The 19,852-nt window shown below is 56.7% G+C and carries 18 protein-coding genes; 9 read left to right on the forward strand and 9 right to left on the reverse strand.

Annotated features, from left to right (window positions below; genetic code table 11):
- Positions 1-86: 86 nt before the first annotated feature.
- From AC2A6O_RS26765 to AC2A6O_RS26780, 4 genes are all read right to left on the reverse strand, one after another.
- A complete protein-coding gene (locus tag AC2A6O_RS26765) occupies positions 87-1,037 on the reverse strand; it encodes a LysR family transcriptional regulator (RefSeq protein WP_498931708.1) in 951 nt (316 codons plus the stop codon).
- Positions 1,038-1,050: 13 nt separating this feature from the next.
- On the reverse strand, positions 1,051-2,028 hold the full coding sequence (locus AC2A6O_RS26770) for a quinone oxidoreductase family protein (RefSeq protein WP_148586902.1): 978 nt from the start codon (positions 2,026-2,028) through the stop codon (positions 1,051-1,053).
- A 230-nt stretch (positions 2,029-2,258) separates the two neighbouring features.
- The gene (locus AC2A6O_RS26775) at positions 2,259-2,975 is read right to left on the reverse strand and encodes a CDP-alcohol phosphatidyltransferase family protein (RefSeq protein ID WP_148586903.1); all 717 of its coding nucleotides are present in this window, start codon (positions 2,973-2,975) and stop codon (positions 2,259-2,261) included.
- Positions 2,976-3,159: 184 nt separating this feature from the next.
- Positions 3,160-4,095 carry a DUF2182 domain-containing protein gene (locus tag AC2A6O_RS26780; RefSeq protein ID WP_498931711.1) on the reverse strand — a complete coding sequence of 312 codons (936 nt, stop codon included), beginning with the start codon at positions 4,093-4,095 and terminating at the stop codon, positions 3,160-3,162.
- Positions 4,096-4,274: 179 nt separating this feature from the next.
- On the opposite strand from AC2A6O_RS26780, the gene AC2A6O_RS26785 reads away from it, so the two are divergent.
- Positions 4,275-5,477, forward strand: coding sequence for a UbiH/UbiF family hydroxylase (locus AC2A6O_RS26785; RefSeq protein WP_148586905.1), 1,203 nt, complete (start codon positions 4,275-4,277; stop codon positions 5,475-5,477).
- 19 nt (positions 5,478-5,496) lie between these two features.
- Here the strand turns inward: AC2A6O_RS26785 and AC2A6O_RS26790 are convergent, their stop codons facing one another.
- A complete protein-coding gene (locus AC2A6O_RS26790; protein WP_148586906.1) occupies positions 5,497-5,919 on the reverse strand; it encodes a DUF1801 domain-containing protein in 423 nt (140 codons plus the stop codon).
- 42 nt (positions 5,920-5,961) lie between these two features.
- Positions 5,962-6,918 (reverse strand): AEC family transporter, encoded by a 957-nt coding sequence (locus tag AC2A6O_RS26795; RefSeq protein ID WP_148586907.1) that lies wholly within the window; start codon positions 6,916-6,918, stop codon positions 5,962-5,964.
- Between the two features lie 224 nt (positions 6,919-7,142).
- Between AC2A6O_RS26795 and AC2A6O_RS26800 the strand changes: the two genes are divergently transcribed.
- The 3 genes from AC2A6O_RS26800 (at position 7,143) to hspQ (ending at position 9,656) form a co-directional block, all read left to right on the forward strand.
- On the forward strand, positions 7,143-8,108 hold the full coding sequence (locus AC2A6O_RS26800; protein WP_498931714.1) for a lysophospholipid acyltransferase family protein: 966 nt from the start codon (positions 7,143-7,145) through the stop codon (positions 8,106-8,108).
- Positions 8,109-8,189: 81 nt separating this feature from the next.
- Positions 8,190-9,230, forward strand: coding sequence for an HpcH/HpaI aldolase/citrate lyase family protein (locus AC2A6O_RS26805; RefSeq protein ID WP_498931716.1), 1,041 nt, complete (start codon positions 8,190-8,192; stop codon positions 9,228-9,230).
- Between the two features lie 102 nt (positions 9,231-9,332).
- Positions 9,333-9,656, forward strand: a complete 324-nt coding sequence (hspQ, locus tag AC2A6O_RS26810; protein ID WP_022998644.1) for a heat shock protein HspQ — start codon at positions 9,333-9,335, stop codon at positions 9,654-9,656.
- Positions 9,657-9,759: 103 nt separating this feature from the next.
- Here hspQ and AC2A6O_RS26815 read toward each other — a convergent pair whose 3' ends face one another.
- The gene (locus AC2A6O_RS26815; protein WP_148587358.1) at positions 9,760-10,371 is read right to left on the reverse strand and encodes an invasion associated locus B family protein; all 612 of its coding nucleotides are present in this window, start codon (positions 10,369-10,371) and stop codon (positions 9,760-9,762) included.
- Between the two features lie 265 nt (positions 10,372-10,636).
- Here AC2A6O_RS26815 and AC2A6O_RS26820 point away from each other — a divergent pair, with 265 nt between their 5' ends.
- From AC2A6O_RS26820 to AC2A6O_RS26835, 4 genes are all read left to right on the forward strand, one after another.
- Positions 10,637-12,508: an extracellular solute-binding protein gene (locus tag AC2A6O_RS26820; protein ID WP_498931719.1), complete on the forward strand. Its 1,872-nt coding sequence runs from the start codon at positions 10,637-10,639 to the stop codon at positions 12,506-12,508.
- 24 nt (positions 12,509-12,532) lie between these two features.
- Positions 12,533-14,164: an AMP-binding protein gene (locus tag AC2A6O_RS26825; RefSeq protein ID WP_498931721.1), complete on the forward strand. Its 1,632-nt coding sequence runs from the start codon at positions 12,533-12,535 to the stop codon at positions 14,162-14,164.
- Between the two features lie 12 nt (positions 14,165-14,176).
- Complete coding sequence (locus AC2A6O_RS26830; RefSeq protein ID WP_498931723.1) at positions 14,177-15,358, forward strand: PleD family two-component system response regulator; 1,182 nt, start codon at positions 14,177-14,179, stop codon at positions 15,356-15,358.
- A 120-nt stretch (positions 15,359-15,478) separates the two neighbouring features.
- Positions 15,479-16,153: a DsbA family oxidoreductase gene (locus AC2A6O_RS26835; protein ID WP_498931725.1), complete on the forward strand. Its 675-nt coding sequence runs from the start codon at positions 15,479-15,481 to the stop codon at positions 16,151-16,153.
- 80 nt (positions 16,154-16,233) lie between these two features.
- Here the strand turns inward: AC2A6O_RS26835 and eno are convergent, their stop codons facing one another.
- Both eno and kdsA read right to left on the reverse strand, forming a co-directional pair.
- Positions 16,234-17,508 carry a phosphopyruvate hydratase gene (gene eno, locus AC2A6O_RS26840; protein ID WP_498931727.1) on the reverse strand — a complete coding sequence of 425 codons (1,275 nt, stop codon included), beginning with the start codon at positions 17,506-17,508 and terminating at the stop codon, positions 16,234-16,236.
- 143 nt (positions 17,509-17,651) lie between these two features.
- Positions 17,652-18,500 (reverse strand): 3-deoxy-8-phosphooctulonate synthase, encoded by an 849-nt coding sequence (gene kdsA / locus AC2A6O_RS26845; protein ID WP_498931729.1) that lies wholly within the window; start codon positions 18,498-18,500, stop codon positions 17,652-17,654.
- A 390-nt stretch (positions 18,501-18,890) separates the two neighbouring features.
- Between kdsA and galU the strand changes: the two genes are divergently transcribed.
- A complete protein-coding gene (galU, locus tag AC2A6O_RS26850) occupies positions 18,891-19,784 on the forward strand; it encodes a UTP--glucose-1-phosphate uridylyltransferase GalU (protein ID WP_498931731.1) in 894 nt (297 codons plus the stop codon).
- Positions 19,785-19,852 lie beyond the last annotated feature (68 nt).

The raw sequence follows: 19,852 nt of genomic DNA on the forward strand, positions 1-19,852 counted from the left end.
TGCGGCGCGCTGCCGCAAAACTGTCACAAAAAATGTGCCTTAAAAAAACTAGGAACCAAAGCGCTCATTTGAGACCGTAATGATGCCTATTTGGCATCAAGAGGCGGAAGTTGGTCCTTCAAAGCGAGCACGGCGTGATCGAAAAACATGCCAGGCGCAAGCGCAAGAGCACGTAGAGACGACGTTACCACACAGAGTCTGTCGGCCTGAAGCGGCGCATCGGACAGCGGTTTGAAGATCAGAACACCGTTGGCGAGATCGTCTTCACAGCCAATCATCGTCTGAAAGCCGATCACCTGTTCCTCCCGGGCAAGAGCCCGCATCAACCTGAGAGAATTGGCTTCAACATACGTGCGGGACGCTCCGGGGATCCGGCTGCGGACGATGTCGAGGCGCGTGCGGAGCGACAGGCCTTCCGCGGGAAGCGCGACCGGATATTTCAGGCAGTCCTGCAGACCGAGAGACTTGGCACCTGCGAGCGGGTGATCCGGACGCATCAGTGCTCCGATAACGAGATCGTGGTGAAAGGCGATGGTCAGGGCAGAGGTTTCCGGCGGATCAAACGTGAAGCCAACATCCGCTTCCGCTGCCTCCACCTTGCGAGCGGCTTCCTTTGAAGATGAAATCGAGACATTCACATGAATGCCGGGATAACTCTTGCGGAATGTGCTGATGACTGCCGGGAGAAGTTTTTCGGCAACGCTTTCCACACTTGCGATAGACACCGTCCCGCGGCGCAGTCCTTTCAGCGCGTCGAGTTCGGCAACCGTACCTTCAAAGTCTGAATAGGTGCGCCGGATATGTGCCAGCAGTAACTCCCCTGCCTGAGACAGGCGCAAGCGACGGCCGACACGGTCGAACAACTGCAGGCCGAGGGCTTGTTCCAGCCAGAGAACCTGTCTGTTGACGGCAGAGGATGCCACATTGAGATCTCGTGAGGCGGCGCGGATCGAGCCAGCGTCGGCGACGGCCAGAAAATAGCGCATCGCCGGGCTGTAGAGATTTCGAGACAGATCCTGTGCTCGTGCGGACCGCATGAGATTGCCGGCCTTACGGGATCAGAACTGTGGTGCCGGTGGTCTTTCGGCCTTCAAGGTCCTGATGCGCCTGCACCGCATCGGCGAGCCGGTACTCCTGATTGACGCCAATCTTGACGATGCCTTTCTGAACGACATCGAACAATTCTCCAGCGGTCGTTTCCAGCGCTTCGCGAGTTGCAATATAGCTGAAGAGAGAAGGACGGGTCGCAAATAGCGAGCCTTTCTGGGCGAGTAGAGCCAGGTTGAAGTCGGTGATCGGGCCGGAGGATTGTCCGAAAGTGACCCACAGGCCACGCGGCTTCAGGCAATCGAGCGATCCGGGATAGGTGTCCTTGCCGACGCTGTCATAAACGACGTCACAGCCTTTGCCGCTGGTTATGTCCTTCACTCTGTCGACGAAGTTTTCTGTCCGGTAGTTGATGACGTGGTCGTAGCCATGCGCTTTTGCCAGCTCGACCTTGGCTTCCGAACCCGCGGTGCCGATGACGGTCGCGCCAAGGTGCGATGCCCATTGACCGGCAATAAGCCCGACGCCTCCGGCGGCCGCATGGAACAGCAGCGTTGTACCGGGGCCGACGGAATAGGTCTGGCGCAGAAGGTATTGCGCAGTCATGCCCTTCAGCATCATGCCGGCTGCTGTCTTATCATCGATCCCCTCCGGCAGAACAACGAGACGGTCTGCAGGGACAAGTCTTTCCTGAGCATAGGAGCCGAGCGGGCCGACATAAGCCACCCGGTCTCCCGGATTGAGGTGTGTCACGCCCTCGCCGACCGTAAGAACAACCCCTGCCCCTTCATTGCCAGGCGTGAAAGGCACGCCATTGGGCGCTGGATAGAGACCGGACCGGAAATAGGTATCGATGAAATTGAGGCCAACCGCGGTGTGCCGGATACGTGCCTCGCCTGGGCCGGGTTCACCGACTTCAATGTGTTCCCAACGCATGACATCCGGTCCACCAGTTTCGTGTAGGCAGATTGCTTGAACCATGACTTTTACCCCGAAGTGATGGGCCGAGACCGTTTTTGGTCTTGCGGCAATTGATGTTGGCAAGACCATAAATGATTTCAACGCGATCGGGAAAGGTCATTCAGAAACGGAAATGCCTTTCGGCAATCCGTGGACCGCGTGCTGACCGGGTGCCAGGAGAAATAGCACGGCTCTTCACCGGCGCTAAACGGTGCGCCGATGCAGACAAAATCTCTCAAGTGTCGAAAAGATCAGTCGACCCTATCCAGCAATTGCTGAACGGCAGAGACCAGAAGCAGGTAAAAGCTGGCTGCCGTGAACACCCATGCGGCCGGGCCATTGAGCGCCATGCCATCAAGAATGGCGTAGGCGGCCAGTCCCATCCAGAGCAACGTCACCGGCAAGGTGATCATGCGCCACCGGCGTACGCGGACAGGATGGACAAAGCGAATGGGAGCAAAAGTCAATGCACAGCACAAGAGCACGAAGAAGATCGTGAAGGTCTGTGATGGTGACAATACCATCAGGCCGAACACTGCCATGTTCCAGCCAGCGGGAAAGCCCTTGAAAGAGCCGTCCGGCGTCTTCATGCCGTTGTCGGCAAAATAGAGCGCGCCGGTAAACACCACGAGACCGCCGCAAATCCAGTTCCAGGGACTGGACAGCATCAGGCTCCAGGAAAGCGCGAAAGCGGGAAGAAACACGTAGGTGGCGTAGTCGATAACAAAATCCAGTGACGCACCTGACCAGCGAGGCAGGCGCTCCGCGATCTTGTAGCGGCGAGCCAGGGGACCATCGATACCGTCAACGAAAAAGGCGAGCCCCAGCCAGGCGAACATTTCGGCCCAGTCTTCCCGGGCACCTGCCAGAAGGGCGATCAGAGCGATTGGAGCGCCAGAAGCCGTCAGGATATGGATCAGGAACAGAGCGGGCTCGGTCCTCTCTTTGCCTGGTGTGATATCCGCCACGGGGTTTCCTCGCTTTTGTGATCCGAACACGACATGTCGGAGCGTTGGCGTCGTTCTGAGATGTGCCCTGCCCGCGATGGGCCTCAGACCCGATGGAGCACACACCTATGCTGACACGATCCTTTATTGCAATCGTATGACAGTGTGAACTGAAAAAACAGTCCCAACGCCAATAGCCGTGAATTTAGCCTGCCGCGTTTCCCAAAAGGATGAGCGAAACAAGGATGCCTGCCCACACAAGCAGAACGGTGCCGATTGCCGGTGGCAGGATTTTGCTCGGGAAGGTCTTTTCGACGGCCATCAATGCCCCGAGCAAGGCGATCCAGACGATGTTCATCAACCCGACCGCAAACATGACGGTCATGACGGCCCAGCAGCAACCAAGGCAAACCCACCCTTGGACCAGCCCTTCCCGTAATCCAGACAAGACGCCGGCGGACGCCTCGTCCGTGACGAAGACCCAGCGAGGATACCAGCATCGGCTGAGGCAGGCCTTTTTGGCCGGCGTGAATTGGTACAACCCGGCGGAAAGAAGGACGGACGCCGTCAAGGCCATGCTGGCGGGCGCCATCATGGTCGTCATGGCGCCGGCAACAGACAATGCCCATTGAGCTGCTGTGGCCACAACGGCATACCCAAGCCAAACTGCCAGGTAACCGACCATGGCGGCGACCACAGGTCTTCCGGGTTGAGCTGTCTTGCCGGGACGGGCCGCGAGCGCGGAATGATAAGCGCGCAGCATCGGCACGGCCGTTGGCAGCATCATCGCGAGAGCCATCATTGCCCACATGAGGAAGATCTTCGCCAGATCGACAGCTGTCATATCTGTGCCTGGCATGCCGAAGGTCGCGCTGGTTGGCAGGCAAAGCACGGCGAGTGCGGCTCTTGCTTCTTCCGGCAAACCCGCGAACTGGTTGAAACTGTTGAGAATCACCATGCCGGGCCCGGCTTCGCTCATGTCCATCACCGGGATCATGTCGGCGACCATCGCAATCAGATACGCCCAGCCACAGGCAGTCAAAAGGGCAACAAGCGCCAGAACAAGTGGCCAGCCACGCAGGTTCTGCTCCTGAGGAGTGGAACCGGTTTCGTTGGAACGGATGGTGCGCAAACTCGTCATGGTGGCCGTAAAGCGATGTTTCTCTTGGTTGCAATCGAGATGTCTTAGAGCATTTTTCCGGTCTGGTGTTTGATTTTGCTCATAACTGGCTGCGGATGCCCTGCGTGTATTCGTCCCGTTGATTTTCGATCGGCAAACAGCAATTAAGTCGGTACGCATAAACCAGATGGATTTTCAGCATGTCCAGCAGCCACTCGCCGGAAAAATTCGATATCGCAATCGTCGGCGGAGGTCCCTCCGGGCGCATCGCCGCTCTTGCGTTGGTTCAGCAGGGGCTTTCCTGCGTTCTGATTGCACCATCGGCGAACCGAGAGGATGGCCGCACCACCGCATTGTGGCAGCGATCCATAGATCTGCTTCGTGATATTGGCGTCTGGTCGGCTATTGAAGGCAGCGCTGAGGCCTTGAAGAAGATGCGGATGATCGACAGCACAGGGCGGCTCTTCCGAGCGCCCGAAGTCGTCTTCGACTGCAGCGAACTTGGTTTGGAAGAGTTCGGTTTCAATATCTTGAATAGCGAACTTAATGTAGTTCTTGAAAAGGCCTGTGCTGCTCAATCCGGTCTTGAGGTGATATCGGACACCGTCAAGACCGCCGAGTTCGGTGATGAGCGGGCTACACTTTTCACAAGTGGCGGCAGGACAATTTCCGCAAGGCTTGCCGTTGCCGCAGATGGCCGTAGGTCCACACTGCGTGAAGCCGCCGGGATCGAGGTCAAGCGCTGGTCTTATCCGCAGGTTGCGGTGGTTCTGAACCTGGAGCACCGTCTTCCGCACCAGCAGATTTCGACAGAGTTTCATGCAGCAACGGGGCCGTTCACTCTGGTACCGTTGCCCGGCAGGCAATCATCGCTGGTTTGCGTGGAGACTGCGGAAGGTGCAGCAAACCTGTTGGCGATGACCCAGGAGGAGCTGGAAGCGGAGCTTGAGCGGCGGGCCCATTCAATTCTGGGGAGCTTCAAACTTGCATCTAAACCGCAAAGTTTTCCGCTTGCAGGTCTCACCGCGACGTCTCTCGTGGGGCCGCGCCTTGCCCTCGTTGGTGAAACCGCTCACGTGTTCCCGCCCATCGGTGCGCAAGGGCTGAATCTCTCCTTGAGAGACATTCGCGATCTGACCACCGTCGTCGCTGCAGCTACGCGTTCGCACGCAGACATAGGGGCCGCGGCCTTACTCGCCTCTTATGAAAAGAAACGGTTCAGTGATATCCGGTCCCGTACCAACGCGGTTGACGTGCTGAACAGATCGCTGTTGACGGAATTCCTGCCGGTTCAGGCTGCGCGAAGCGCCGGTATGTATCTGACCGGCAAGGTCGGGCCGTTGCGTCGCATTCTCATGCGGGAAGGCCTGGCGCCGGGAACGGCGTTCCAACTTCACAGATAGGGACAAGGGCGCGCTGCGTTCAAGCGCGTGGTTTGGCCGCCGTTCGCTTGGCGGCGTGGTACGTCAGCGCCATGGCAATCATCTGGCGAAGCATGTCCTCGGGCAGTGGCTTTGCCAGACTGAAGTGAACGCTTCTGTCGCCGCCAAAGACAAGATCCGGGAACATCGCACGCCAATCGGAAACAAGCGACGATTGGCAATTGACGAAAAGAGCAACGTCCCCTGCCCCTGATTTGTCACGGTCGATCCTGATGGTGGTTCCGGTCTTGGGCCGCTTTGTTACATAGCTGGCCTGACCCCATTTCAGGGTTTCTTCGAGCTCTCCGATATCGTCCCGCTGCGTAGCTGTGTCTAAGATCATCGCCCTGATCGTCAGCACGCAGTCTCGTATGTCCGATGGAAAGCTTTCAAAAAGTGCCAGAACGTCCGGATTGTCTTTCACGGAATGACCTCTTGATCTCGAACGGCGGTTCAATCGGGCAGTTTAGCCACCGGTTGGCAGGAACCCACTGGTCAAGGCCCAGATGAAACCTGTCACCGTGATGATCGACAGGGCAGTTCCGATGAGAACGAAACTCGACGCCCGCTGTACATAGGTTCCATATTGCTGCGCGATGACAAAGACGTTTGTGGCCGGTGGAAGACAGGACATCAAGACAGCGGTCGCAATCCAGTTGGGATCAAAGCCTCCCAGCCAGGTCAACAGCAGGAAAATCAGGATCGGGTGCAGCAAGAGCTTCACCCCAAGCACAATCGGCAGTTCCAGAGGAATCCGGCCGATGGGCCGCAAGGCTATGCTCACACCCATCGCAAACAAGGCACAGGGAGCAGCTGCGTTGCTGAGATAGCGCAACAGCGTGTCCACTGCTTCCGGTGGCTTGATCTGGAAGGCGGCGGCTATGACCCCGGCAATGGTCGCCAGGATAAAGGGGTGGGTGAAGATCCTGATTCCGATCTTCTTCAAGGTTCCGAGGATCGATTCGTCGTCCGTACCGGCCAGAGCCATCATCAGCGGCGCCAGAATGAACATCAGCGCGTTGTCGAAGGCCAGAATGAGGGCTGTTGGAACAGTCGCCTGTTCTCCCAGAACCGCCAGCGTCAGTCCCGGCCCCATGTAGCCGATGTTGGAATAGGCACCTGCGATGCCCAGGATTGTGGATTCGCCAATGTTGCCGCGTGTTGCCACAACGCCAATGCAGAAGGAGATCGCAAACACGATGTAGGTCGTGAAGGTCGTTGCAGTGATGTAGGACGCGTTTGCCAGTTCCTCGATGGGCGTTTCCGACAACAGGCGGAAAAACAGCGCCGGAAGCGCCAGGTAGATTACGAAGAAGTTCATCCAGCTCAGGCCTGCCTCAGGCAGGTTTTTGATCTTGCCAGCTCCGAAGCCGAGAAGGATCAGCCCGAAAAACGGAAGAGCCAGTGAAATGACATTCTGCATTCAATTACCAAAGATGAAGACGACGCGCTGCACGGCGGTTTGGTGGGTCTCAAGGCGCTTGCATCTTGCGCCTGGCTTGGATATGGACGCGTGACTAGAGGGTCACCCCGGTGATCCGCATTCCAATCAGGTCTGAAGGCGCATCGCAAGGCCCATTCATTCGGACAAGGTCGGAAGTGCCCTCTTTTCAGGACGGGCGGACAACATGAAAGCATTCGGTCGTAATGTCCCGCAAAAAAAAGCAGCGTAAACACCCGAAGCTGACAGCTGTGCAAAACCGGGTGGAAGGCTTTGCGCTGACTTGGGCCATCTGGCTTTTCCGCCTGATCCCCGTCGACATTGCTTCCTACGTCATGGGCGCTTTCTGGCGCCGGCTGGCGCCCTTCAATGCCAGGCATAAACGCGCCCTTCGGCATCTGAAGAAGGCTTTTCCCAATATGCCGCGCGCAGAGCGAGAAAAGATTGTGCGCGGGATGTGGGAAAACCTTGGCCGTGTGGCGGCGGAGACCTTCCATATCGACCGACTTCTGAAGCAAGACTACCGGTTCGAGGCGGTGGCGGACGAGACCGCTGAACAGGTTCTGAACGGTGAACGGTCCTGCCTGTTCGTGTCGTTTCACAGCGCAAACTGGGAACTGTGCGTTCAGCCTGCAGTACGCCGCGGCATTGAAATCACAGGTGTTTACCAGGCGCTCCGCAATCCGGAAGCCGACAAGGCTCTTCAGGCGCTCAGAAAAGATCTCTACAAGGGCGGTCTCTTGTCGAAAGGCCATCAGACAGCACGCAAGATCCTGGCGACCCTTAAGGGCGACGGGATTGTTGCCATGATGGGCGATCTGCGCGAAACACGGGGCGTGCAAGTTCCCTTCTTCAACCAGATGGCCTACGCGACGCCCGTTCCGGCCTCTCTTGCCAGGTCTTGTAATGTGCCGATTGTTCTGGGCCGGGTCGTGCGCAAGAAGGGCGTTCATTTCCGAATAGAAGCCCAGGCTGTCGAAGTGCCCGTAACGGACAACCGCCAGGCGGATATCGAGGCGGCAACAGCACAAATCCATTCGATTTTCGAGGGATGGATCCGCGAACATCCCGAACAATGGATGTGGATCCACAAGAAGTGGGCGCCTCCGGGAAAAACGTCCGCGCAGAAGCAGGCCCGACGTGCGGCGGCGGCGCGGCTGGAAGACGATTAGCCTGTTCTCCTTTCGGGGTATGGTTGCAGCGCAACATTGACGTTATAGCTATGACTTCAACTGGTGGAGGACAGCTGTTTCATGAAAACCCCAAGCGCATTCTACAAGCCGCTCGCCATCGGCGCGCCCGACCCGTTCCGTGAGCTTCCCGTCTCGCTGGAGCGCATGATCCATTTTGTCCCGCCGCATATCGAGAAGATGCGGTCCAAGGTGCCGGATCTGATCAAGAACGTCGATGTCGTGCTTGGCAACCTGGAAGACGCCATTCCCGCAGATGCCAAGACGGATGCCCGCAGAGGCTTTATCCAGATCGCACAGGATAACGACTTCGGCACCACGGGTCTGTGGACCAGGGTAAACTGTCTCAACAGCCCATGGTTCTTGGATGACCTTCTGGAAATCGTCCCCGCGGTCGGTGAAAAGCTTGATGTGGTGATGCTGCCCAAGGTCGAAGGCGCGTGGGATATTCACTACCTTGACCAATTGCTGGCGCAGCTGGAAGCCAAGGCCGGATTTTCCAAACCGATCATGATCCACGCCATTCTGGAAACGGCGGAAGGCGTGAAGAACGTTGAGGAGATTGCGGCGGCAAGCCCACGAATGCATGGCATGAGCCTTGGACCGGCAGATCTCGCAGCATCTCGCGGCATGAAAACCACAAGGGTCGGCGGCGGCCACCCGGACTACGCGGTCCTGTCCGACGTCGACGGTGCAAACGGGCGAACGGCTTATCAGCAAGATTTGTGGCATTACACGGTCGGCAAGATGGTCGATGCCTGCCTGTCTTACGGCCTGAAGCCCTTCTATGGGCCTTTCGGCGATTTTTCCGACGCAGACGCTTGCGAAAGCCAGTTCCGCAATGCCTTTCTAATGGGGTGTCTGGGGGCCTGGTCCCTGCATCCGACACAGATCCAGATCGCCAAAAAGGTCTTTTCTCCAGACCCGGGCGAAGTTGCATTCGCGCGCAAAATCCTTGATGCAATGCCTGACGGCACCGGTGCGGTGATGATCGATGGCAAGATGCAGGATGATGCAACCTGGAAACAGGCGAAGGTGATCGTGGATCTTGCAAAACTGGTTGCATCGAAGGATTCGGAACTCGCGGAGGTCTATGGCCTTTAGACTTTCGCAATGCTCGTCATTTAAGGTTTAATGTTACAATGCTTGCACGCCGGGGGCTGACACGGTATCCCGGCAGTGCATGCAGTATGCGGACGAGTAACCATGCGAACGGCAAAATTCAGAATTGGCCAGGTCGTCCGGCACCGGATTTACCCCTTCCGTGGCGTTATTTTCGATGTCGATCCGACCTTCAGCAATACGGAAGAATGGTGGAACGCGATCCCGGAAGACGTGCGTCCTCTGCGCGATCAGCCGTTTTATCACCTCCTCGCCGAAAACGAGGAAACCGAATATGTGGCCTATGTCAGCGAACAGAACCTGGAAGCAGACATGACCGGTGAACCGGTGCGCCATCCGCAGGTGGAAGAAATTTTCGAGGAACAGACCGACGGGTCCTATCTGCCGCGCAGCGTGGAGATCCACTGAACGGACGATGTATCCGGTTTGTCTGCTGACATGGCAGTTCAAATACGAAGAAGGCCGGAACCTTGAAAGTTCCGGCCTTCTTCAATTCTGAAAACGCAGTTTCTTACTGGCTTTGCTTCTGAGCGTCGATCAGCTTCTGACGTGCTTCGTCAGCCCGCTTCTGCAATTCGCTCTGCAGCTCTTCCTGACGCTTTTGCAGTTCAGCAAGGTTCATGGGCTCGCCGTCGTATACCTTGGTGAAGCCGATCAGGGTCATCTTGAAGACGATTTCCTTGGCCTGCTGGTTATACGGAGCCACGATCATTTCGCCGCCCTGCTTCATGGTGTTGATGAAGGAGTCATCAATCGCCAGTTCTGCATAGCAGGCGTTGGGTGCGCAGATGCTGTACTTGCCCTGAACGGGCTTGCCATCATCGATCTGAATGCGAACGCCGGGCTGGATCAGAACGCCGGTCGGTACGGCGACCAGCAGCTTCTTGCGGGCTTCCCCTTCAGTTTCCTGAATAGCAATGTTGCTCAGGAACTGTCCGGTATTGGTGCGCAATTCAATCGAAATAAAGCAGATTTGCTTCTGCGTGTTCGGATTGGTGTTACACGCTTTCGTCCATGGGCTTTTTTCCTCCTGGGCGATTGCGGGTGTACCAGCAAAAGAAGATAGGGCCACGAATGCACCTACTGCACATCCGAACAATCCTCTTTTCAAAACACTCGTCATCGAAACGTCCTCAATCGTGCGTGTACGAAACTTTCGCGTTGTTCTGGGGCATTCCGGAACCAACCGCAAGGCCCGTAACAACATTCAAACCGTGAAACCATGGTAAGACACTTAATTTGGGCGAGAGGGTGGCCGATTTGCAACGCACGCCCAATGGGCAATTCAGAGCTGAATATCTTGAGGTTTGTTGTTTGTCCCGGGCGCTTCCCTGTTAACCGTGTGTTATTCTGAACGCTGGGAATCAATAGAATCTCCGGCGGTGGTGATGCGTAGTTCGACAGTTTCCGGTCTTCTTTTTCGTGCCGGCCGGGCGATCGGTTTGGCGGCCTCGAGCGTTTGTGTGCTCGCCATCTCTTTCTGCCTGCCTGCGATTGCGGATGAAGAAACCGTACCCTGGACGCATGCCATCGCCATGCATGGAACGCCCGCTCTAGGTCCAAACGAAGCATTTCCCTACGCCAATCCCGATGCGCCCAAAGGCGGTACGATTACTCTTGGTGTACAGGGAACCTTCGACAGCCTGAATTCCTTCATTGTTCAGGGAGGTTGGACTTCGGCCCGTGGCATGCGGGAACGCGAATTCGGCAACAACGTTCTGGAAAGCCTGATGGTTCGCTCTTATGCGGAACCTTTTTCGCTTTATGGGCTTCTGGCTCAACGTGTGCGCATGCCGGAGAGCCGGGAATGGATCGAATTTGAGCTAAATCCGGATGCCAAGTTTTCCGACGGGACGCCAGTTACCGTAGATGACGTCATCTTTTCTCTGGACGTGATCCGCGACAAGGGACGCCCGCCTTACAGGAACTGGTATGCGGCCATCACCGAGAAACAGGTGACCGCACCCAACCGGCTGAAGCTGGTGTTTGAAAACGGCGACAATCGCGAATTGCCTCTCCTGATAGCTTTGGCCCCGATCTACTCAAAGGCCAGCACAGATGCGGAGAATTTTGACAAGTCCTCTCTAAACCCGCCGGTGGGAAGCGGGCCTTACACGTTCAAGACGATCGAGCCGGGCCGGCTGGTTGTATATGAGAAGAACCCGGATTACTGGGCCAAGGATCTGCCTGTAAAAGCCGGTTTCGACAACTTCGATGAAATCAGGATCGAATATTTCCGCGATGAGACCACCTTGCAGGAATCCTTCAAAAAGGGCCTGGTTCAGGCTCTTCAGTTTAGGGATCCGGCCCGCTGGGCAACCGGCCTCGATTTTCCGGCAGTGGAAAATGGTGACGTGCTCAAGCGGTCACTTCCGCTCGGTATCCCGGCCGCCATGCAGGGCATTGCGTTCAACACCCGTCGAGACCAATTCTCCGATCCAGCTGTGCGCAAGGCTTTGCGCATTCTGTTCGATTTCGAGTGGGTTAACCGTAACCTTTATTACGGTCTTTATACGCGTACTGCTGGTTACTGGGACAATTCTGAGCTGTCGTCGATCGGCCGCCCGGCGAGCGATCGCGAAAAGGAACTGCTTGCCCCCTTCCCCGATGCAGTGGATCCAGAGGTCATGGACGGCACCTGGCGTCCGGCCCAGGGGGATGGTTCCGGGCGGGACAGGAAGGTGCTTCGGGCGGCGCTCGAAGCGTTCGGCAAAGCCGGTTACAGGCTGAAGGACGGGAAACTCGTTCACGCTGAAACCGGAAACCAGCTTTCTTTTGAAATACTTGCCAAGAACGAAGACGAAGAAAAACTGGCTCTCGCCTACATTCGGACGCTGGAGTTGCTCGGCATTGACGCAAGCGTGCGCAGTGTCGACCCATCCCAGTTTGAAGACCGCAGAACGAAACGCGATTTCGATATGGTGTTCAACACCTGGTACGCCTCACTGTCTCCCGGTGCCGAGCAATATGGCCGCTGGTCGTCAAAAGCCGCGGAGGCGGAAGGCTCCTTCAACTTTGTTGGCGCCCACGAGCCGGCAATCGATGCGATGATCGACGAGATCGTCGGCGCGCGGAGCCGGGATGATTTCATCGCAGCTGTTCGCGCATTCGATCGCGTCCTGATTTCCGGGGCCTACGCAGTTCCGCTCTACCACGTCGCAGATGATTGGGTTGCTCACTGGAAGCAGATCGTTCCACCTCAAAACGAGTCGCTTTATGGCCATGAGTACGACACCTGGTGGTCAGCCAAAGCGCAATAATCGGACCAATGGACGAAGAAAAAAATGAAAGCCACGCCTGAAAGCCTGTCCGAGGAATACCATCAAAGCGGAGCCTGGTCCGATGTGCCGCTTGATGAAATGTTCCGAAAGACAGCCGCTGAACACCCCGACCGGGTCGCTCTGGTCGATGCTCCGGACAGGGCCAACTGGACCGGCGGCGCCCCACGTGCGCTGACTTATGCAGAGGCTGACCGGGAGATCGACCGGCTTGCGGCGTTTTATACGACCGTTGGCCTTTCATCCGATCACGTTGTCGGTGTTCAGGCCCCCAACACGGTCGATACCGTCATTGCGATCCTGGCTGCGCTGCGGGCTGATCTGATCATTTCCCCCCTGCCACTGCACTGGCGGCAGAAAAACGTTCTGGAAGCCCTGAATTCCATCGGCGCCAAGGGGTTTGTCGCTGCAGACCGTGTCGAAACGCGTCAGGTCGGCGTTGCCGCACGTGATGTTGCAGCGGATCTGTTCTCGTTGCGGTTTATTTTCGGGCTTGGCAAGGATATTCCCGACGGCTTGATCGAGCTTGGTCCGATGCTTGCCGAAATGGGTGACGAGTTGAAGTTCACACCGAGTGAGCGCCCAGATCCGGCGGACCACACCGCCACCATTTGCTGGAGCCGCAGCGGCGAAGAAAACGTACCTGTCACACGCTGCCATAATCACTGGGTGTCCGTCGCGCAAATGATCGTGCAGGAAGCCCATGTGCGCGATGCCAGCTCGATCGTTCTGCCTTACTCGCTCAGCGGTCTGACCGGCCTTGGCGGAGGACTTGCGCCCTGGCTTTTGACCGGCAGTACGTTGCACCTGCATCACCCGACATCACTTGCAAATCTCGCCGCACATGCAAACGAGGTTCAAGCGGATATCGTAATGACGCCCGGACCGCTTGCGCAGACGCTCGACCGGAAACTGGAAAACACAAAAACAACCCTGCTTGCGGCCTGGAACATTGCGGCGCCTCACCCGACAACTTTTGTTGCCAGGCGCCGGCTCGTAGACCTTCAAATCGCTGACGAGTTTGCTCTCGTGGCAAAGGCACGAGGTCCTTCGGCAAAAATGAAAGCCACTGCGCTGGGAAAGCATAGTGGGCCAATCGGGTGCGAAAGCGGGCCAGCCCTCCTTGAAATTGCGGTCACCGACGAGGTGGAAGAGCAATTTCCAACGCTTCTGGTGAAGGGGCCCATCGTTCCCGATGTCGGCTGGCGCACCATCAACGGTGATCAGCGGCGCGTTCGTTGGGAAGGTACCGGTTTTTTGAACACCAACATCAAGGTCGAACTGACAGATGGCGGTATCGCCGGATTCGGAGTGCCGGGGCATTACGCCCTTGGTACTGGAAATCTCGAGACGATAGATGGGGTCTATGCTGGTTATCCGGGGATCAGGGAAGCAGCAGCCTTCATTGTGGAAGATCCTCTCCTGGGAGCCAGGATGTATGCAGCGCTCGTACCAGAGGCCGGGCATGTGCCTGACGCAGGCGCCTTTTTTGCCTATCTGGATGCCGAGGGTGTGGATCTTGCCAAGATCCCCCATCGTGTGTTGATTTTGCAGTCTCTGCCGCGGAACGCGGATGGAACGATCAACCGGGAACGGCTGACCATGCGGACGCAGCGATTGCCTGCTGCCGTGGCGTAGGTGGGATAGCGTATGGATGTTGAAACGTCGCTTTCCTGGCGCGGCCCTTATTGGTATGCCGGACGGCGCCCGAGGCGAAGCAGCAGTGGCGATGCGCCTGAGGATTTAGACGTCTCTCTCGTCAACATGTACGAACGGCGCAGCATGCTTCCCATGGCTCTGCCAGCCGCGATCGTTGTCGATATCAGCAGCCTTGAGAGCGAGCACCGCGACGACTTCTTTTCCTGGCTGCTGCCCCAGATCAAAAATCTTGCGAGCGAAGTCCCGTTTTACGTTCTCACCGGTAGCGATGATATTCTTCCAAACGGCCTCCAACCGACAGCGATCATCGATAGAGTGGTGCCCGACGAAGTGCTGTTGATGCTGATCTGCGTTCATCAGCGTGCCTTGCTCCGATCAGACGAGGCACAACTTCGCAGACGTATCTTTGGCAGAATTCCGGGTTTCGGTCGCGCCCCGCATCATTCCGGAACGAGTAGCCTGCTTGTGGTTGGCCTCAGCGGCCGGTTTCTGGAGTGGCAAGATGCCAGCGAGGAAAAGGTGGAAGTTGTTGGCGCTTTCGACGGGAACATGGCAGTCGAATTCATGTCGAAGCGTGCATTCGACGCGGTTGTGATCGACGCGCCGTTTGATGACGCCGTCGATTACATGCAGCAGATCAGAAGGGATGCCCGCTTTGCCGGACTGCCGGTGCTGGCAGTTTGCGAGCGTGAGGAAGATCTCGCGCATCTCTTCAGGAATGGTGCTTCCGACGTTCTTGTTGGAGAAAACCGAAAGGACACCCTGGCCCGACGCCTGAACACCGCGACCCGGTTTGGCAAACGGCGGCGCCTTGCTGACAGAGTGCTTGCGGAAAGTCACATGTGGTTGCGCCAGCAAATCACCCAAGGCGGTCTTGGAGTGGAAGAGTACACCAGGTATCTGGAAGCCTGCAGCAATGCCCTTGCCGCGCGAGGGCTCGATCTTTGGGAAATGAGGCTTCAACCGGAAAGTTTCGGCATTGTCGCTTCGTCTCCTGAGGAACTGGAAGATATCAATACGACGTTGTTGTCCATTGCCGACGCGACCAGCCGGGACGAAGATCTCGTCTGTCTCGTGAAGGACTTCGGGCCGGTGGCTGTTTTGAAAAATGAAGCCGGCACAACCAGGTTACAGAAACGGATCGGCTCGATCCTTACGCACACTGTTCTGTGAAGGTATGCAGTTCCTGCGGTATGTTTTGGTGATTGCCTTAACACTGCCGCGAATTTGGGGTTGGCATATTTGTCAGAGCCTTTAGCCTGATAAAATTATCTCCAACGTTCTGGATGTCCGATGACCTTACCGTCCGCTCTTACCGTCGATGTCGTATCCGATGTGATGTGCCCCTGGTGCTTCATTGGAAAAAGGCGCCTGGAAGCGGCGCTGAAGTCGGTTCCCCAACTCGATGTGCTGGTTCGTTGGCATCCATTCCAGCTCGACGCGACCTTGCCCAAATCGGGCAAGGACCGAAAACAGTACCTGAGCGACAAATTTGGCGGCCTGGACAAGGCGGAAGCTTTCTACAGTCAGATCAGGGCCGCAGGGCAGGAAGAAGGCATAGACTTTGCCTTTGAAGACATCACCTTGTCGCCTAACACGCTCGACTGTCACAGGCTGATCCTCTGGTCTCGTGATGATGATCTGCAGGATGAGGTCGTTGAGCTGCTCTTCAAGGCTTACTTCCTGAACGGGGAAGACCTTACGCGCTCAGAGGTTCTGGTTCGCATTGCCGAGGAAGCGGGTATGCAATCCGATCTGGTAGAGCACCTACTGGGAACGGAAACAGATCTCGACAAGGTTGAGGCGCAGATTGCCAATGCGCACAAGTCCGGCATCACCGGAGTGCCCTGTTTCATCATAGACGGCCGGTTTGTGCTGGCCGGCGCTGAAAAACCCGAGACTATTGCTGCGGCACTTCTCCACGCGGAAGAAACACGAACCGATCCGCAGGCCGCAATCTCCAACTAGTGAATTCCTCTTGAGGTCAAAACCTAAAAAAGCCCCGCACGAAAGTACGGGGCTTTTTCGATTTTCAGTTCTGACGGAAATCAGCCGCGCAGGATTGAACGACCTGCGTAAACGGCCTGTGCGCCCAGTTCTTCCTCGATACGGATAAGCTGGTTGTACTTTGCAAGCCGGTCGGAACGCGCCAGCGAACCGGTTTTGATCTGGCCGCAGTTGGTGGCAACAGCCAGGTCGGCAATGGTGCTGTCTTCGGTTTCGCCCGAGCGGTGGGACATGACTGCGGTGTAGGCAGCCTTGTGGGCGGTCTCAACCGCGTCCAGCGTTTCAGAAAGCGTTCCGATCTGGTTGACCTTGATCAGGATCGAGTTGGCCACACCAAGGTCGATGCCCTTGCGAAGGCGATCAGAGTTGGTCACGAACAGATCGTCCCCGACCAGCTGGCATTTGTTGCCGATAAGGTCGGTTGTTGCTTTCCAGCCGTCCCAGTCATCTTCTGCAAGGCCATCTTCGATCGAAATGATCGGGTAGCGGGATGCGAGGTCAGCGAGGTATTTCGCCATTTCTTCAGGCGCCAGGGTCTTGCCCTCGCCTTCCAGCAGATATTTGCCGTCCTTGAAGAACTCGGTCGAAGCTGCATCGAGAGCCAGGAAGACATCTTCGCCTGGCTTGTAGCCGGCAGTTTCGATTGCCTTCATGACGAAGCCGATAGCAGCATCGGTGGATTCCAGATTGGGGGCAAAACCGCCTTCGTCGCCAACATTGGTGTTGTGACCGGCTGCGCTCAGCGCCTTCTTCAGCGTGTGGAAAATTTCCGACCCCATGCGTACGGCATCGCCAAGGGACTCGGCACCGACCGGCATGATCATGAATTCCTGGAAGTCGATCGGATTGTCTGCATGCGCGCCGCCGTTGATGATGTTCATCATGGGAACCGGCAGAGTACGGGCAGACGTGCCGCCAACATAGCGGTAGAGCGGCAGGCCGGACGCCTGGGCGGCAGCGCGGGCGACGGCAAGCGAAACACCCAGGATCGCGTTGGCGCCAAGGCGAGACTTGTTGTGGGTGCCATCGAGATCGATCATCGCCTGGTCAATCTGAAGCTGGTCTTCAGCATCCAGACCGCCAACGATCTCGAAGAGTTCCCCGTTGACAGCGTCAACGGCGTTCTGGACACCTTTGCCCATGAAACGGTCGCCGCCATCGCGCAGCTCGACAGCTTCATGTGCGCCGGTGGAAGCACCGGACGGAACAGCAGCCCGGCCAAAGGAGCCATCCTCCAGGAAAACGTCGACTTCTACGGTCGGGTTACCACGGCTGTCGAAAATCTGACGGCCGATGACATCGATAATGGCGGTCATGGAAAGAACTCCCTTGTCGCATGCACCTGAATTGAAAGTTCGCCGGAGATTCTCCGGCCGTTCGGAAGCCGGAATACCGGCGGTTTTTCCGGGAGCGTTTGCCCCACAAAAGAAAGCCGCACACAAGGCGCGGCTTAATTGAATTATTCTGCGGCGACGGCCGGGGCCTTGACGACGTTGTCGAGAGCCTTCAACTGCGCCAGCAACGCTTCGAGCTGATTGAGCGGCACCATGTTCGGACCGTCCGACGGAGCGTTGTCCGGATCGGGGTGCGTCTCGATGAAAAGACTGGCAACGCCAACAGCGACGGCCGCGCGGGCAAGAACAGGCACCATGGTCCGGTCACCACCGGTGGATGCCCCCTGCCCGCCCGGTTGCTGAACCGAATGGGTCGCATCAAAAATAACCGGAGCACCGGTCTGTGCCATGATCGGCAGTGAGCGCATGTCTGTGACCAGCGTGTTGTAACCGAAGCTGGCTCCGCGTTCGGTCAACATCACGTTTGCGTTGCCTGAACCGGTTACCTTGCCCAGAACATTCTTCATGTCCCAAGGCGCCAGAAACTGGCCTTTCTTGACATTGATCACGCGTCCAGTCTTCGCTGCGGCAACAAGTAGGTCAGTCTGGCGGCAGAGAAATGCAGGAATTTGCAAAACGTCCACGATTTCCGCAACCGGTGCGCATTGCTCAGGGCTGTGCACATCGGTCAAAACCGGCATGCCGAATTTTTCTTTCACTTCCGCGAAAATTGGCAGAGCTTCGTTGATGCCGACTCCACGTTTTCCAGCGAGTGATGTCCGGTTGGCCTTGTCGTAAGACGTCTTGTAAACGACGCCGATTCCAAGACGATCTGCAATTTCCTTGATGGCCGCAGCACATTCCAGAGCGTGTTCGCGGCTTTCAAGCTGACATGGGCCGGCAATGAGGCTGAAAGGTGCGTCATTGCTGAAAGTTACATTGCCAACGGAAACTACGCGGTTTGCCTCGGTCATTTTCCACCATTCGCCGTAAGGTTGTCGCTTGTGTGCAGCAACTCATTGCAAGAAAAAGATCCGATACCGGAACTTGCGCTGTTCCATAGCGCTCTTTTGCTCTCCTCGCAACATTGCTCTGGTGGAACGCGATTCGACCTTAAATCGATTTAAAAGTGTGAAAGCGATCAACGACATAATATGATCACTTTGTAGAAGTTATTGCGCTAGCATTGCAGTTCACAAGCCCACAACCCGCGATAGGCAACTGGTCCGGTTGTCGCTTGCGGTACGGGGCATAAGGTCGAGATAACGGACGAACTGAGTATTGAACGTGCGTTTGACGGCTCTTGTGACTATTAGTGAAAAAAACGATTGAGTTCGTATTTGTAGACAATCGGAAGGCCTGACATGAACAAGCCCATTCGCAAAGCGATCCTGCCGGTGGCAGGTCTTGGTACGCGTTTTTTGCCCGCAACCAAGGCAGTCCCCAAGGAAATGCTGACAATCGTCGATCGGCCGATCATCCAGTATGTGGTGGACGAAGCGCGGGCCGCCGGCATTGAACATATTGTTTTCGTTACAGGGCGAAACAAACACGTCATCGAAGACCATTTCGACATTGCCTATGAGCTTGAAGATACGCTCAAGGCGAGAAACAAGACGGCGGCGCTGGAATTGCTTGAAAAGCACCGGCCTGTTCCCGGCTCAACCTCCTTTACCCGCCAGCAGGCTCCACTCGGCCTCGGCCACGCGATCTGGTGCGCGCGCGATATCATTGGCGAGGAACCCTTTGCCATCCTGCTGCCGGACGTGATCATCAAGTCCCAGGTAAGCTGCCTCAAGCAGATGGTCGATCTTTATGAAAATGTTGGTGGCAACATCATAGCCGTGGAAGAGATTCCGGAAGATCAGACCGACCAATACGGCATCGTGGAACTTGCCGGAGAAATCGGAGACAACGCTCACAAGATCTCCAACATGGTCGAGAAACCTGCCCCCGGTACGGCCCCGTCCAATTTGATGATCACGGGGCGGTACATTCTGCAGCCGCAGATTTTCGATCTTCTGTCCAATCAAGGCAAGGGTGCAGGCGGCGAGATCCAGCTGACCGACAGCATGCTTGCATTGATGAAGGAACAACACTTCGCGTCGCTCAAATTTGCAGGTCGAAGCTATGATTGCGGCAACAAGGCCGGTTTCCTGAGCGCCAATATCGCATTCGGCATGGACGATCCAAAACTGGCTCGGGAACTGGTTCCGTTCATGGAAGAGATGATCCGCAAACCGTTGGCCGCAGAATAAACCGCGACCGTCTTCACTGCGGACTTGAAAAGGTTCGCCAGAAGCCTTTAGGAGTGGGCCGGGTCTTG

Source organism: Labrenzia sp. ATLA3 (genome assembly GCF_057180185.1).

Coding starts and splice junctions, on each gene's coding strand:
- AC2A6O_RS26805 (WP_498931716.1), top strand. CDS start 8,190: ATGAAAACCCCAAGCGCATTCTACAAGCCGCTCGCCATCGGCGCGCCC.
- AC2A6O_RS26770 (WP_148586902.1), bottom strand. CDS start 2,028: ATGGTTCAAGCAATCTGCCTACACGAAACTGGTGGACCGGATGTCATG.
- kdsA (WP_498931729.1), bottom strand. CDS start 18,500: ATGACCGAGGCAAACCGCGTAGTTTCCGTTGGCAATGTAACTTTCAGC.
- AC2A6O_RS26765 (WP_498931708.1), bottom strand. CDS start 1,037: ATGCGGTCCGCACGAGCACAGGATCTGTCTCGAAATCTCTACAGCCCG.
- galU (WP_498931731.1), top strand. CDS start 18,891: ATGAACAAGCCCATTCGCAAAGCGATCCTGCCGGTGGCAGGTCTTGGT.
- AC2A6O_RS26815 (WP_148587358.1), bottom strand. CDS start 10,371: ATGACGAGTGTTTTGAAAAGAGGATTGTTCGGATGTGCAGTAGGTGCA.
- AC2A6O_RS26795 (WP_148586907.1), bottom strand. CDS start 6,918: ATGCAGAATGTCATTTCACTGGCTCTTCCGTTTTTCGGGCTGATCCTT.
- AC2A6O_RS26800 (WP_498931714.1), top strand. CDS start 7,143: ATGTCCCGCAAAAAAAAGCAGCGTAAACACCCGAAGCTGACAGCTGTG.
- AC2A6O_RS26785 (WP_148586905.1), top strand. CDS start 4,275: ATGTCCAGCAGCCACTCGCCGGAAAAATTCGATATCGCAATCGTCGGC.
- AC2A6O_RS26830 (WP_498931723.1), top strand. CDS start 14,177: ATGGATGTTGAAACGTCGCTTTCCTGGCGCGGCCCTTATTGGTATGCC.
- AC2A6O_RS26820 (WP_498931719.1), top strand. CDS start 10,637: ATGCGTAGTTCGACAGTTTCCGGTCTTCTTTTTCGTGCCGGCCGGGCG.
- eno (WP_498931727.1), bottom strand. CDS start 17,508: ATGACCGCCATTATCGATGTCATCGGCCGTCAGATTTTCGACAGCCGT.
- AC2A6O_RS26825 (WP_498931721.1), top strand. CDS start 12,533: ATGAAAGCCACGCCTGAAAGCCTGTCCGAGGAATACCATCAAAGCGGA.
- AC2A6O_RS26835 (WP_498931725.1), top strand. CDS start 15,479: ATGACCTTACCGTCCGCTCTTACCGTCGATGTCGTATCCGATGTGATG.
- AC2A6O_RS26780 (WP_498931711.1), bottom strand. CDS start 4,095: ATGACGAGTTTGCGCACCATCCGTTCCAACGAAACCGGTTCCACTCCT.
- hspQ (WP_022998644.1), top strand. CDS start 9,333: ATGCGAACGGCAAAATTCAGAATTGGCCAGGTCGTCCGGCACCGGATT.